13 protein-coding genes are annotated in these 12,928 nt (G+C 68.5%); 8 read left to right on the forward strand and 5 right to left on the reverse strand.

The features are described from left to right. Nucleotides 1-7 precede the first annotated feature (7 nt). Both mshA and ACETK3_RS00135 read right to left on the reverse strand, forming a co-directional pair. Nucleotides 8-1,273: a D-inositol-3-phosphate glycosyltransferase gene (mshA, locus tag ACETK3_RS00130; RefSeq protein ID WP_373992321.1), complete on the reverse strand. Its 1,266-nt coding sequence runs from the start codon at nt 1,271-1,273 to the stop codon at nt 8-10. A 64-nt stretch (nt 1,274-1,337) separates the two neighbouring features. Beyond that, nucleotides 1,338-2,777 (reverse strand): 6-phospho-beta-glucosidase, encoded by a 1,440-nt coding sequence (locus ACETK3_RS00135; RefSeq protein WP_373992322.1) that lies wholly within the window; start codon nt 2,775-2,777, stop codon nt 1,338-1,340. Nucleotides 2,778-2,867: 90 nt separating this feature from the next. On the opposite strand from ACETK3_RS00135, the gene ACETK3_RS00140 reads away from it, so the two are divergent. From ACETK3_RS00140 to tsaD, 6 genes are read left to right on the forward strand one after another with little or no spacing between them, the layout of a single operon-like run. Next, entirely contained in the window at nt 2,868-3,959 is a 1,092-nt protein-coding gene (locus ACETK3_RS00140) for a carbohydrate kinase family protein (RefSeq protein ID WP_237428615.1), read from the forward strand. Between the two features lie 56 nt (nt 3,960-4,015). After that, nucleotides 4,016-5,254, forward strand: a complete 1,239-nt coding sequence (gene alr / locus ACETK3_RS00145) for an alanine racemase (protein ID WP_373992323.1) — start codon at nt 4,016-4,018, stop codon at nt 5,252-5,254. Continuing rightward, complete coding sequence (gene tsaE, locus ACETK3_RS00150) at nt 5,251-5,880, forward strand: tRNA (adenosine(37)-N6)-threonylcarbamoyltransferase complex ATPase subunit type 1 TsaE (RefSeq protein ID WP_373992324.1); 630 nt, start codon at nt 5,251-5,253, stop codon at nt 5,878-5,880. Before alr ends, tsaE begins: the two co-directional genes overlap by 4 nt. Next, nucleotides 5,874-6,545, forward strand: a complete 672-nt coding sequence (gene tsaB, locus ACETK3_RS00155; protein ID WP_373992325.1) for a tRNA (adenosine(37)-N6)-threonylcarbamoyltransferase complex dimerization subunit type 1 TsaB — start codon at nt 5,874-5,876, stop codon at nt 6,543-6,545. Before tsaE ends, tsaB begins: the two co-directional genes overlap by 7 nt. Nucleotides 6,546-6,565: 20 nt before the next feature. Next, a complete protein-coding gene (rimI, locus tag ACETK3_RS00160; RefSeq protein WP_236802905.1) occupies nt 6,566-7,060 on the forward strand; it encodes a ribosomal protein S18-alanine N-acetyltransferase in 495 nt (164 codons plus the stop codon). Further along, nucleotides 7,057-8,148, forward strand: coding sequence for a tRNA (adenosine(37)-N6)-threonylcarbamoyltransferase complex transferase subunit TsaD (gene tsaD / locus ACETK3_RS00165; RefSeq protein ID WP_236799053.1), 1,092 nt, complete (start codon nt 7,057-7,059; stop codon nt 8,146-8,148). The genes rimI and tsaD overlap by 4 nt, the downstream gene beginning before the upstream one ends. A gap of 78 nt (nt 8,149-8,226) precedes the next feature. On the opposite strand, the gene ACETK3_RS00170 is transcribed toward tsaD, so the two are convergent. From ACETK3_RS00170 to ACETK3_RS00180, 3 genes are all read right to left on the reverse strand, one after another. Further along, the gene (locus ACETK3_RS00170) at nt 8,227-8,358 is read right to left on the reverse strand and encodes a hypothetical protein (RefSeq protein WP_373992326.1); all 132 of its coding nucleotides are present in this window, start codon (nt 8,356-8,358) and stop codon (nt 8,227-8,229) included. Continuing rightward, the gene (locus ACETK3_RS00175) at nt 8,355-8,909 is read right to left on the reverse strand and encodes a CPBP family intramembrane glutamic endopeptidase (protein ID WP_373992327.1); all 555 of its coding nucleotides are present in this window, start codon (nt 8,907-8,909) and stop codon (nt 8,355-8,357) included. Before ACETK3_RS00175 ends, ACETK3_RS00170 begins: the two co-directional genes overlap by 4 nt. 166 nt (nt 8,910-9,075) lie before the next feature. Continuing rightward, nucleotides 9,076-10,227, reverse strand: coding sequence for a glutamate--cysteine ligase (locus tag ACETK3_RS00180; protein WP_373992328.1), 1,152 nt, complete (start codon nt 10,225-10,227; stop codon nt 9,076-9,078). A gap of 374 nt (nt 10,228-10,601) precedes the next feature. Here ACETK3_RS00180 and ACETK3_RS00185 point away from each other — a divergent pair, with 374 nt between their 5' ends. Together ACETK3_RS00185 and ACETK3_RS00190 are read left to right on the forward strand one after the other, a co-directional pair. Continuing rightward, on the forward strand, nt 10,602-12,050 hold the full coding sequence (locus ACETK3_RS00185) for a glycoside hydrolase family 3 protein (protein ID WP_306967791.1): 1,449 nt from the start codon (nt 10,602-10,604) through the stop codon (nt 12,048-12,050). Between the two features lie 42 nt (nt 12,051-12,092). Beyond that, nucleotides 12,093-12,911, forward strand: coding sequence for a shikimate 5-dehydrogenase (locus tag ACETK3_RS00190; RefSeq protein WP_306967742.1), 819 nt, complete (start codon nt 12,093-12,095; stop codon nt 12,909-12,911). Nucleotides 12,912-12,928: the final 17 nt, after the last annotated feature.

Genomic DNA, 12,928 nt, shown 5'->3' on the forward strand with positions numbered 1-12,928 from the left:
AGGAACGTCAGGAAGCGGGCACCACCGGGGCCAGGCGGCGGCCCACAAAGCTGTCGACGGCGGCATGGTAGCTCTCCAGCGTGATGGCGGCAGTGCGCTGCCAGCCGGAGCTCTGTGCCCGGATGGCGGCGGCCCGGCCCAGGTCCTCGCGGGTGGCGGGGTCGTCGTACAGGGCTTCCAAGGCGTCGGCCCAGTCGGCAGCGTGGTGGCCATCCACCAGGAGGCCCGTGCGGCCGTGGAAAATGGCGCGGGACAATCCGCCCACCCGGGTGGCCACCACCGGCGTTCCGCAGGCCTGCGCCTCGAGGGCCACAAGCCCGAAGGATTCGCTGAAGGAAGGCATCACCACAACGTCGGCGGCACGGAACCAGGACGCAAGCTCAGGTGCCTTGACGGGCGGAAGCTGCGTGACGACGTCGTCCATTCCTGCCTCCTTGATCAGGCAGCGGAGGTTGAATTCCTTGTTGCCGCTCAAGGCGCCCAGGATGGTGACCCGCAGGTCGATGTCCGGGCGGCGTTTCCGGAGCAGCGCGGCAGCCTTGACCAGGACCTGCGGACCCTTCAGCCGCTGGATCCGGCCGGCGAAGACGAGGTGGAAGGTGTCAGGGCTGACGCCGTGCTGCATCCTGGACCGTGCCCGGAACGCCGGGGTGAACGTGGCGAGGTCGACGCCGGGCGGTGCGATATCGATGCGGTCGTAGGTGGCGCCGTAGTGGGAGACGAGCTCGGCGGCTTCGGAGCTGGTGTTGGCGATGAGCCTGGACGCACCCTCCACGATGCGGTGCTCGCCCAACTCGCGACGCCGCGGCTCCGGTTGCTCGCCGGACTCCAGCAGCAGGTTCTTGACCCTGGCCATCGTGTGCATGGTGTGGACCAGCGGCACACCCCACAGCTGGGACAGCTCCAGCCCGGCGATCCCGGACACCCAGTAGTGCGAATGGATCACGTCATAGCGCCCGTGCGGCTGGCGCCGGCGGATCTGCTCGATTTCCGCCACCATGGCGTGCAGCAGCCCGGGAAGTTCCTCCTTGGGGATCTTCCTGGGCGGTCCGGCCAGCACGTTGTGCACGCACACACCGGGATCGGGATGCTCGACGGCGGGCTGGTCCACGGACGTGGCGCGCGTGAAGATCTCCACCTCAACGCCCGCCTCGGCCAGCGCCGACGCCAGCTCGCGGATGTAGACGTTCATTCCGCCGGCATCGCCCGAACCGGGCTGTTCCATGGGGGAGGTGTGGAGGGAGAGCAAAGCGACCCTGCGGATCAGTGCCACGGGACCTCCTTCCGGCCGCCGGCGCGCGTCAACGGAGCCGGTTCAGTGCGCATTCGGTAAAACACTACTCCTTCCCGTAACGCCCACCGCCCTCCCACATCTTCCCCAGATCCGGAAAAGCCTGTTCGTAGCCGGCCAGGAGCCTGGCGGCCAGGTCTGCCGAATCCACCAGCGGGTGCCGGGCGAAGGCCTCAAGGGCTGCGGCACGGTCCCCGGTGGTGGCCGCCTGCACCGTGAACCGCTCCACCTCCTTGACCCGCTGGAGCAACTCGAGCTGCGCGCCGGCGGGCATCTGCTGCGGCAGCGGGAAGGCGCCGTCAGCCGTAACAGTGCAGGGGACTTCGGCGACGGCGTCCGCGGGAAAACCGGGAATGGCGGGTTGGGAAGGGCTTGGGCGAGCAGTGGACGGTTCGGGTGCCCGGGTATCCGCGTTGCCCATGGCAGGTAGGGCGTTGCGGACATTGAGGATCAGCTGGGCCTCCCCGCCACCGGCCAGGGCGCGCATGGCCCCCAGCGCCACCCGTTCATACCCGCCGCCGGCCAGGTCCTCCTCATTCCGGCGCTCGCCGTCATGCCGGGCTTCGGCCAGGTACCCCTCCTCACGTGACCGCCGGGCTTCCTCCCACAGCCGATAGGACTCCGGCCCGGCAGCGGCCAGCCGCGGATACAGCTCCTGCTGCTGGGTGTGGATGCTTTCTCCGCGGGTTTGTGCCATGGCCTGGATCGCCTGCCGGGCGGCGTCGCGCTGGTAGTAGTAATACAGGTACTCGTTGGGCAGCAGGCCCAGGGCGGCCAGGAACGGCTGTGGGAAGAGCCGGCCCTCCTCGAACGAGTGCAGCGCGTCGGCGTCCGCCAACAGGCCAGGCAGCACGTCCGTCCCGCCGGACTCCAGCCGGTACAGCCAGCCCAGGTGGTTCAGCCCGTAGTAGCCCACGCCGTCGAGCCGTCCCGCCGCCAAGGCAACGCCGGCGGCGGCCGCTGCCCGTTGCACCAGCCCGCCCGCCGAGTCGCAGATGCCAAGGACACGGTGGCCCAGAACTGGGAGGAGCGCCTGGGTGACCATTCCGGCCGGGTTGGTGAAGTTGATCAGCCAGGCGTCCGGGCAGTGTTCCCGCATCAGCCGGGCGAGGCCAAGCATGTGCGGGATGGTCCGGAGGGCGTAGGAGATCCCGCCGGCGCCGGTAGTTTCCTGGCCCAGCAGCCCGAGGCCCTGGGCCACCTTCTCGTCGGCGATGCGCCCCGCCGTGCCGCCTGGCCGGATGGCCGCGAACACCACGTCGGCACCGTCCAGGGCTGCGGCAGGATCGGTGGTGGCATGCACGGGAAGCCGGGCACCCCCGCTCCCCGGCATACTTTGCAGCACCGAGGTGACGGCGTTCAGGCGGGCGGAATCGACGTCGTACAGCACCAGTTCGGTGACCAGCCCGGAAAAGGGGCCGGACACCAAAGCCCGGTAGATCAGCGGCACCCGGAAACCCCCGCCGCCGGCAATCATCAGCCGCATGGATGAAGTCTAGGACCGGCCTCCGACATCGTGTCCAGGCCATTCGAAAGCCCCTACCGGAGCAGTGCGGTGCGGCGTATCCTGCGCACTATGGACGCGATGCCAGCACGCCCCTTCGATCCGCTGGCTGCCGTCCGCCCACATGCCGAGCCGGGATTCGACCTGCTGCTCGCCGGGACGGTTTTCCAGGACATCATCTTCACGGGCCTGCCGCACGGTCCCGAACCAGGCACCGAAGTCTGGAGCGACGGCATGGGGAGCTGCCCCGGCGGGGTGGCGAACCAGGCCATTGCCGCCGCCAGGCTGGGGCTGCGCACCGGCCTGGCGGCTGCTTTCGGGGATGACGGATACGGGGACTTCAACTGGAAGATCCTCTCCGGCCAGGAGCACGTGGACCTCAGCCTGTCCCGCCGCGTCCCGGGCTGGCACTCTCCGGTCACCGTGTCCCTCTGCGTGGACCAGGACCGTTCCCTGGTGACCCACGGGCACTCCGCCCCGGTGACAAACTCCGAACTGATCGGAGACCCGCCCAAGGCGCTCGCCGGCATTGCGGAGGTGGGCCTGGAGATGGAACCGTGGGCCCGGGCTGCCCATTCGGCCGGGGTGAAGCTGTTCGGGGACGTGGGGTGGGATCCCAGCGGGGAGTGGGCTCCGGTGCGGCTGGACAACCTGCAGTACTTTTACGCCTTCCTGCCCAACCAGCGCGAGGCCATGGCCTTCACCGGCAAGGACAACCCGTGGAGTGCCCTCTATGCACTGGCTGATCGCGTTCCCGTGGCGGTGGTGACCCTCGGAGCGCAGGGTGCCATGGCCGTGGACTCGGAAACCGGGGAGGAGGAGTGGGTTCCGTCGCTTCCGGTCAAGGCACACGATCCCACCGGGGCGGGTGACTGCTTTGACGCGGCATTTATCGTCGGCACTCTTGCCGGCTGGCCGCTGGGGGACAGGCTGCGGTTTGCCAACCTGTGCGCGTCCCTGGCGGTACAGGAGGTGGGCGGATCCCTGGCGGCCCCGGGCTGGGGCGACATCGCGGACTGGTGGAAACGCGCCAACGCCCGCCCGGAACGTCAGACCAGCCAATGGCTGCGGCGTTTTGGGTTCTTGGCGGACATCATCGACGACGTGCCGCTCGCTGCCCAGCGCCGCGCGTCGGCCACCATCGCGCACCTGTCGGATGCCTGAGCAGCGCTGGGCGCCCTGATTATTCGGCGTGAAGTGCCCGCACTAGAATCAATTAGGTGACCTACCCCGCAACAACCGGTGAATTCAGCGCTGCCTCCGGGCCGGACCCCCGCCATGAGCGGTCCGCCGTGATCGACCTGGACGCCATCCGGCACAACGTCCGCCGGCTTGCCGCCGCTGCTTCCCCCGCGAAAGTCATGGCCGTCGTCAAGGCCGATGCCTACGGCCACGGTGCCGTCCCCGTGGCCCGGGCGGCACTGCAGGCGGGCGCCTCCTGGCTGGGTGTGGCCCACATTTCCGAGGCCCTCGCGCTGCGCGCCGCCGGGATTGACGCGCCGCTGCTCGCCTGGCTGCACACCACGGACAGCAACTTCGGTGCCGCCGTGGCCGCCGGCGTCGACATCGGCTGCTCCGGCTGGGAGCTGGAACGCATCGTTGCCGCGGCGCGGGAGCAGGAACGCCCCGCGCGCATCCACCTCAAGGTGGACACCGGGCTTGGCCGCAACGGCGCCACCCCGGAGACCTGGGACCGGCTGGTAGGGGAGGCCGTGGAATACCAGGACCAGGGGCTGCTGCGCGTGGTGGGCATCTTCTCCCACTTGGCCGTCGCTGACGAACCGGAGCGGCCCGAAACGGACCAGCAGGTGGCGGCCTTCCGCGAGGCGCTTGCCATCGCCGAGGATGCGGGCGTGGACCTTGAGGTCCGGCACCTGGCCAACACCCCCGCCACGTTGTCCCGGCCGGACACCCACTTCGACTTGGTGCGGGTTGGCCTGGGCGTTTACGGGCTTTCGCCGTTCGACGGGACCACATCCGCTGAGCTTGGCCTCCGTCCCGCCATGACGCTGCGTACCCTCGTATCCCAGTGCAAGCAGGTGCCCGCCGGACAGGGCGTCTCCTACGGGCTGCACTACCGCACCAGGGAAGCCAGCACGCTGGCACTCATACCACTGGGGTATGCCGACGGCGTGCCCCGCGTCGCCACGGGTGGTCCAGTCCGCGTCGCCGGCAAGACCTACCCGGTGGTGGGGCGGATCGCAATGGACCAAATGGTCATTGACCTGGGGCCGGAAGCATCGGGGGCCGGCCTGCAGGGCACGGAAGCGGAGCTGTTTGGCAGCGGCGCCGACGGAGGGCCCACCGTTGATGACTGGGCCCGCGCCGCTGGAACCATCAACTACGAGGTGGTGACCCGGATCAGCCCCCGCGTACCCCGTCGCTTCATCAACGAGGACGATCCTGCTGACAACAGCCAGGGCCTGGCGGGCGTGCCCGGCAAGGAGGGAGCCGCGTGAGCAGCCCCCAAGAGTTGCCTGCCAACTGGGAAAAGACGTTTACGGCGACGACGGCGGAACAGACGCACGCGTTCGGCGCCCGTCTGGCGGAGGTACTGCAGGCCGGGGACCTGCTGGTGCTGTCCGGCGAGCTGGGTGCCGGAAAAACCACCTTCACGCAGGGTCTCGGCGAAGGCTTGGGCGTCCGCCCGGGCATCATCTCGCCCACCTTCGTCCTGGTCCGGATCCATCCCAACCTGCCAGATGGTCCGCGTCCCGGTGGCCCGGACCTGGTGCACGTGGATGCCTACCGGCTGGGCTCGGCCGCGGAGGTCGACGATATCGACCTTGAAAACACGATGGACACATCCGTCACAGTGGTGGAGTGGGGGCACGAACGGGTGGAACACCTGAGCGACAGCCGGCTGGAGATCGACCTGCACCGCGCCATCGGGCTCGGGGCCATCGGGTTGGGAAGCGCCGGGACCACGGGCTTTGCAGCGGAGGGAGCGTCCGCGGCTTCCGCCAGCCTGGATTTCGACGGCGAGGACACCGACGAACCCCGCACCATTGTGATGCGCGGCTACGGGCCCCGGTGGCCAAGCGTTCCCGAACTCGGAAGCCCGGAAGGGAGCAGCCCGTGCTGATTCTGGCCATCGATACCTCGGCCGTGGCCAGCGCCGCGCTGGTGTCGGACGACGCCCCGGAAAGCGTGGTGGCAAGCTTCGCCACGGAGGACACCCGCAGCCACGCGGAGGTGCTCGCCCCGGGCATTCACGCCATGCTGTCCGAGGCAGGGGTCAAAGGGCAGGACGTCGACGCCGTTGTGGTGGGCGTTGGGCCCGGCCCTTTCACCGGGCTGCGCTCGGGCATTGCCACCGCGCGCACACTGGCCTTCGTCTGGGGCAAGCCCCTGCACGGGGTGATGAGCCTGGACGCCGTGGCCCTTGAGGTTGCCGAATCCACGGCGGCGCCTTCCGAGTTCCTGGTGGTCACGGACGCCCGCCGCAAGGAGGTGTACTGGGCCCGCTACAGCCTCAATGATGCCCAGTTGCCCCGGCTGGAGGACGGGCCGCATGTCGGGTTCGCGGCAGGCCTTCCGGACCTGCCCGCCTTCGGCGCAGGTGCAGGGCTCTACGCTGATGCCCTTCAGGCCCACCCGGACTTCGACGGCGAGCAACCGGACGCCCTGTACCTTGGCCAGTTCGCCCTCGCGCGGCTCGCTTCCGGACACACCCTGCTGGACTCCACCCCCCTCTACCTGCGCGAATCCGACGCGCAGGTTCCCGGACCACGGAAGCGGGCACTGTGAACACCCTCCCGGACCCCCGCATGGCCGGAATCACCATCCGTGACATGACCCTGGACGACGTCCCCGCCGTCGGTCTCCTCGAACAGAAGCTCTTCCCCATTGACGCGTGGCCCGTGCAGATGTTCCTGGACGAGCTTTCCCAGCCGGAGACCCGCCGCTACCTGGTGGCGGAAACAAACGACGGCATTGTGGGCTATGCGGGCCTGATGTGCATCGAGCCCATTGCGGACGTCCAGACCATCGCGGTCGTCCCCGATTACGAGGGCCGAGGCATCGGCAGCACGCTGCTCACGCACCTGATCGACGAGGCCCGGCAGCGGGGCGCGGCCGACGTCCTGCTCGAAGTCCGTGCCGACAACCCCCGGGCGCAACAGCTGTATGTGCGGTTTGGCTTTGAACAGATCCACACCCGGCCCCGCTATTACCGTGACGGCGTGGACGCCCTCATCATGCGCCTCCAGTTGACCGCACCGCATCCTGAAGGCCACGAAGCAACGGAAGCAGGCCAGGCATGAACCGTGAACAGCCCCTGGTACTGGGTATTGAATCGTCCTGCGACGAGACCGGCGTCGGCATCGTCCGCGGCACCGAACTCCTGACCAACACGGTGTCCTCCTCCATGGATGAGCACGTCCGCTTCGGTGGAGTCATCCCCGAGATCGCTTCCCGGGCGCACCTGGACGCTTTCGTCCCCACCCTCGAACAGGCCCTGGCAGACGCCGGGGTGACCCTGGAGGAGGTGGACGCCATTGCCGTCACCTCCGGGCCCGGGCTTGCCGGCGCGCTGATGGTGGGCGTGTGCGCCGCCAAGGCGCTCGCCGTCGCCACCGGAAAGCCCCTGTTCGCCATCAACCATCTGGTGGCGCACGTGGGCGTGGGTCTCCTGGACGACCGTGCAAGCGGCCGGAAGCAGGAACTGCCCGAAAACCTCGGCGCCCTACTCGTCTCCGGCGGCCACACCGAAATCCTGCGGATCAACAGCATCACCAGCGACGTGGAACTGCTGGGCTCCACCATCGATGACGCCGCCGGCGAAGCCTACGACAAAGTGGCCCGCATCCTGGGGCTCGGCTATCCGGGCGGACCTGCGATCGACAAGATGGCCCGCAATGGCAACCCGAAGGCGATCCGCTTCCCCCGCGGCCTTACCCAGCCCAAGTACATGGGCACGGCGGATGAACCCGGGCCGCACCGGTACGACTGGTCCTTCAGCGGGCTCAAGACGGCGGTGGCCCGGTGCGTGGAGCAGTTCGAGGCCCGCGGGGAAGAGATTCCCGTGGCAGACATCGCGGCGGCGTTCCAGGAAGCCGTGGTGGACGTGATCTCGTCCAAGGCGGTCATGGCCTGCCGTGAGCACGGCATCAAGGATGTGTTGCTGGGCGGCGGCGTGGCGGCCAACTCACGCCTGCGGGAACTGACCGGGCAGCGCTGCGCCTCGGCCGGGATCCGGCTGCACGTTCCGCCCCTGGATCTTTGCACGGACAACGGTGCCATGGTGGCCGCGCTCGGGGCCCAGCTGGTGATGGCGGGCGTCGAGCCCAGCGGTATCGGGTTCGCTCCTGATTCCTCGATGCCGGTCACCTCGGTGTCGCTCCCGGCCTGACCCCCGTTAAACGACCAGTTGCTCTACCAGATAGGGCTCCCAAACCGGGGGTTTAGGAGCCCTATCTGATAGAGCAACTCAGGCGGTAAGAGTGGCGATGACAAGCAGTGCGAGGTCGTGCAGGCCGTGGGCGGTTCCGGTAGCGAACGTTGAGCAGTGCCTGATCTTCATCCGGGCAGCGCTCCACACCACGCCGAAGAGCATAGTCACCAGGACCTGGAGAAGTCCTGCCCGCCGGGATAGTGCCACAGCCCGAAGAGCGCCGAGGACAGCAGCACCGCGGCCGCCCCGGAGCGCAGGTTCCGGCGCACTGCCCCCAGGACATAGCCGCGCCAGATGAGCTCCTCGCCAAACCCCACCAGCAGAAAGCTGCGCACGGCCCCGTACAGGAAGGGCAGCAATCCGGTCTGGCCCTCGCCGAACATGTGAAAGCCCAGCGCGGCCAGGGCCAGGGCCAGGGTCACGGCAAGCGTGACGGCCAGGAGTGCAAGGGCTGTGAGAAGCTGCCAGCCGGCATGCCGCGTGGAGAACCCGACGGCGGTGGCGAACCTGATCCCCTCGGTCCGACCTGCCAGGCCAATGGCAGCGAAGAAAACCACGAACGGTGCAAGGCCGGCGGCGATTTGAACGGAAAGCTGGGCCTGCGCGGTGGCAGCAGCCAGTAGAGGCCAAAGTGCGGCCACCGCAAAGAGGACCAGCACTACTGCAATGAGGGGGAGGAGTGTGCCGCTCCGCTTGGCCACAGGAGGAGCAGGAGTCATTCAACTTCCCCTTCCGCAGGAACTCACAAGCCTACGGAAAAGAATCGCGCCGCACTGAAGGGGCAGGGCAGGGTCCAAAGGCCCACCAAACCCCTCAAACCCCCATTTGCTCTATCAGATATGGCTCCCAAACCGGCGGTTTGGGAGCCATATCTGATAGAGCACGTCAGGCGGTGGGGCCGTTGCGCATCTGCTTGACCAGGTCCAGCACAACGGCCTGCAGGTTTCCGCCGTTTTCCTCAGCCACGCGACGCTGGCGCTGGTAGCCGGCGCCGCGGCGGATGATCTTCTCCACGTCGGCGAGTTCGTCGGAGCAACGCAGCTTGGCGGCCACGGGTTCCAGCCGGTTCAGCGTCTCCAGCAGGTGGTCCGTCACCAGCTGCTCGTGGCCCGCGGCGTCAAGGATGATGATGGCGTCCATACCGTAGCGGGCGGCGCGCCACTTGTTTTCCTGCACGTGCCACGGCGGCATGGTGGGGATGGTGCCGCCGTTGTCCAGGATGGTGGAGAACTCGTCCACCAGGCACTGGGTGAGGGCCGCGATGGCGCCCACTTCCTCCAGCGTGGCCAGGCCGTCGCAGATGCGCATCTCGATGGTTCCCAGTGCTGGAACCGGCCGGATGTCCCGCCGGATCTCCGAGATGGTGTCGATGACGCCCGTGGTGAACATGTCCTGGACGTAGGACTCGTACTCTTCCCAGGACTTGAACTGGAAGGGCAGGCCGGCCGTGGGAAGCTGCTGGAACATCAGAGCGCGCTGGGAGGCGTAGCCGGTGTCCTCACCGCCCCAAAACGGGCTGGACGCGGAGAGCGCCTGGAAATGCGGGAAGTAGTTGACCAGGCCATCCAGTACAGGGAGCACCTTGTCCCGGCGGTCCAGCCCCACGTGGACGTGGACGCCGTAAATGACCATCTGGCGGCCCCACCACTGGGTCCGGTCAATGAGTTTGGCGTAGCGCGCCTTGTCCGTCACCGGCTGCAGCTGCGGCGGGCTGAAGGGATGGCTGCCGGCGCAGAACAGCTCCACACCCATGGGATCGGTGATCTCGCGGACGGCGGCGACGGACCGGCTGAGGTCCTCCTTGGCCTCGGCGGCTGTCTCGCAGATGCCCGTGACCAGTTCCACCGTGTTCAGCAGCAGTTCCTGCTTGATGTGCGGGTGTTCGTCGTCTTCGTTGAGTTCCGGGTGGCGGGAAGCCACGCCGCGGAGCACCTGGTTGGCCACGGACGCGAGCTCGCCCGTCTTTCCGTCCACCAGTGCAAGCTCCCACTCAACACCGAGCGTTGACTGCCTCGATGACGCGAAGTCGATCTTCACACGTTTCCTTACTCTCCGGTTTGCCGCTGGCTGATGCCGCTCACAGACTGCTGCCGGGAGGCGAACGGGTGGTTCAAGTCTAGTGCAGGGGTAGCATCGTATTGATGGCCCCGTTCCTGCTGCGTCACAGTCCCGCCAAATCCTTCCCTCTCCTCCTGGCCCTGTCCGCCCTGGCCCTGGCCTCCTGTTCTCCCTCCCCAAGTGTGGCCCCGCCGTCGTCCTCCGCGCCGCCCACCGTCCCGTCCCCTTCGGCATCGGCAAGTACGACGCCGGCACCTCCTTCGGCTTCTCCGTCACCGGACCCGGGTTCCCGGCCTTTGGGGTGGGGACCGGAGCAGCGGGACCAGGACGCGGCAGTGGCCGCTGTGGCGGCGATGTCGCCTGAACAGAAGGCCGGGCAGGTCCTGCTCCCGTTCTTCAAGGGCAACCAGGTGGAGGCCCACGCCGCGCTCATCCAGCGCCTGCATCTTGCGGGTTCCATCATCATGGGGGACAACGTGCCCCTTGACGGGCAAGGCAACGTCGATGTGGCCGCCATGGGAGCCGTGAACCAGCGGCTGCTGCAGGCTGTTGCGGCCGACGGCCGGCGCTGGCCCGGGATCATCGGCGTGGACCAGGAAGGCGGTGCGGTGGCACGCCTCGGGGCCCCCCTCACCGAGTGGCCCACGCCCATGAGCTACGGCGCCGCCGGAAACCCGGACCTGACGCGCAAAGCCGGCAAAGGCCTCGCGGGTGAGCTGGCGCCGCTGGGCTTCGACCTGGACTTCGCCCCGGACACTGACGTGACCATCGGGCCCAGCGACCCCACCATCGGGTCCCGGTCCATGTCCGCCGATCCGGTGGCAGCGGCAACCCATGGGGTGGCCTTTTCTCAGGGCATGCTGGACGCCGGGGTGCTTCCCAGCGTCAAGCACTTTCCGGGGCACGGATCCGTGACTGCAGACTCGCACCTGAGCCTCCCCGTCCAGCCGGCCGGCATCGATGCGCTCAGGGCCCGGGACTGGAAGCCGTTCCAGGCCGCCGTCGCCGCGGGCCTTCCGATCGTCATGACCGGGCACATCGCCGTGCCTGCGCTGGAACCCGGCGTGCCGTCGTCGCTCTCGGGCCCAAGCTACAGCGCGCTAAGGGGGCTGGGCTTCAAGGGTGTGGCCGTCACTGACGCGCTGAACATGGGTGCGGTGGACAACCAGTACCCGGCCGGCGCTGCCGCGGTGAAGGCGCTCACCGCCGGTGCCGACCTGCTGCTGATGCCTGCCGACGTGGCACAGGCCCATGCCGCGATCGTCCAGGCGCTGGCCGCAGGCACGCTTCCCGCCGCCCGGCTGGATGAGGCAGCGCAGCGGGTGGCCACCATGATGATCTGGCATGCCCGGACCACGCCTGCTCCCGGAACGCCGGGTGCCGGTGCTCCGGCCGGAAGCGCTGCTCCCTTGTCTGCCCAGGTGTCCGCGTCCGCAGTCACGGTGGTGTCCGGCCCCTGCGCCGGACCATTGGTGCCCGGCTCGGTGCGCGTGGCCGGCGGCGGACCGGGGGACCGGGAGCGGTTCGAGGCCGCCGCTGCCCGGGCCGGCCTCGAAGTCGGGGCGGGACCCCTGGTCAACCTGATCGGCTTTGGCGGGAAACCGGCCGGCGGTGACATCGCCGTGGCCCTGGATGCCCCCTGGCCGCTGCAGGGCTCCAGCGCGCCGGTGAAGCTGGCACTCTATGGCCGTACCGACGCCGCTTTCGACGCACTGGCCGCCGTGCTGGCCGGAAAGGCGCCCGCCCCCGGGAAGCTGCCCGCCGCCGTCGGGCCCTTTCCTGCGGGAACCGGCTGCCCCTGACCGGAACACCACCCAGCGGGTGAACGCGGGTTTAATGGTCTGGTGCCCATTCTGAATAAAGACATGACCCTCTGCATCTCGCTCTCGGCCCGGCCCAGCAACAACGGGACCCGGTTCCACAACCACCTGTACGGACAGTTGGACCTGAACTGGATCTACAAGGCGTTCGCGCCCACCAACCTGGAGCAGGCCATCGCGGGCGTCCGCGGGCTGGGCATCCGCGGCTGCGCCATCTCCATGCCGTACAAGGAAGACGTCATAGCGCTCGTGGACGAGATGGATCCCTCCGCCAAGGCCATCGACTCCGTGAACACCATCGTGAACACGGACGGGCACCTCAAGGCGTACAACACCGACTACACCGCCATCGAGCAGCTGCTGGCCACCAATGCGGTGCCCACCGACTATTCCGTGCTGGTCCAGGGCGCGGGGGGCATGGCCAAGGCCACGGTCGCTGCCCTGCGGGACGCCGGCTTCAAGGACGTCACCGTCATCGCCCGGAACGAGGGCGCCGGGCGTGCGCTCGCTGACCAGTACGGCTTCCAGTGGCGTGCAGCGCTCGACGGCGGGACGGCCGACCTGATCATCAACGTCACCCCCATCGGCATGGCGGGAGGGGCGGAAGCGGACAGCCTGGCTTTTCCTGCCGAAGCCATCGAGGCCGCCCGCGTGGTGTTCGACGTGGTGGCGCTGCCTGCCGAAACGCCGCTGATCCGCGCTGCCAGGGCAGCCGGCAAGCCAGTCATTACCGGGGCGGAGGTGGCCACCATCCAGGCGCTGGAGCAGTTCGTCCTGTACACGGGGGTGCGGCCGACGGCAGAGCAGGTGCGGGCCGCCGAGGAGTTCATGCGCGCCCAGTAGCTGCGCGAGGGGCTCCC

This window comes from Arthrobacter sp. E44 (genome assembly GCF_041877125.1).
Taxonomy (GTDB): Bacteria; Actinomycetota; Actinomycetes; order Actinomycetales; family Micrococcaceae; genus Arthrobacter.

What these genes read in the sequence shown, in the direction of transcription:
- ACETK3_RS00175 (WP_373992327.1), bottom strand. Translation starts at nt 8,909, where the DNA reads ATGACTCCTGCTCCTCCTGTGGCCAAGCGGAGCGGCACACTCCTCCCC.
- ACETK3_RS00140 (WP_237428615.1), top strand. Translation starts at nt 2,868, where the DNA reads ATGGACGCGATGCCAGCACGCCCCTTCGATCCGCTGGCTGCCGTCCGC.
- ACETK3_RS00135 (WP_373992322.1), bottom strand. Translation starts at nt 2,777, where the DNA reads ATGCGGCTGATGATTGCCGGCGGCGGGGGTTTCCGGGTGCCGCTGATC.
- tsaD (WP_236799053.1), top strand. Translation starts at nt 7,057, where the DNA reads ATGAACCGTGAACAGCCCCTGGTACTGGGTATTGAATCGTCCTGCGAC.
- ACETK3_RS00185 (WP_306967791.1), top strand. Translation starts at nt 10,602, where the DNA reads ATGTCGCCTGAACAGAAGGCCGGGCAGGTCCTGCTCCCGTTCTTCAAG.
- rimI (WP_236802905.1), top strand. Translation starts at nt 6,566, where the DNA reads ATGGCCGGAATCACCATCCGTGACATGACCCTGGACGACGTCCCCGCC.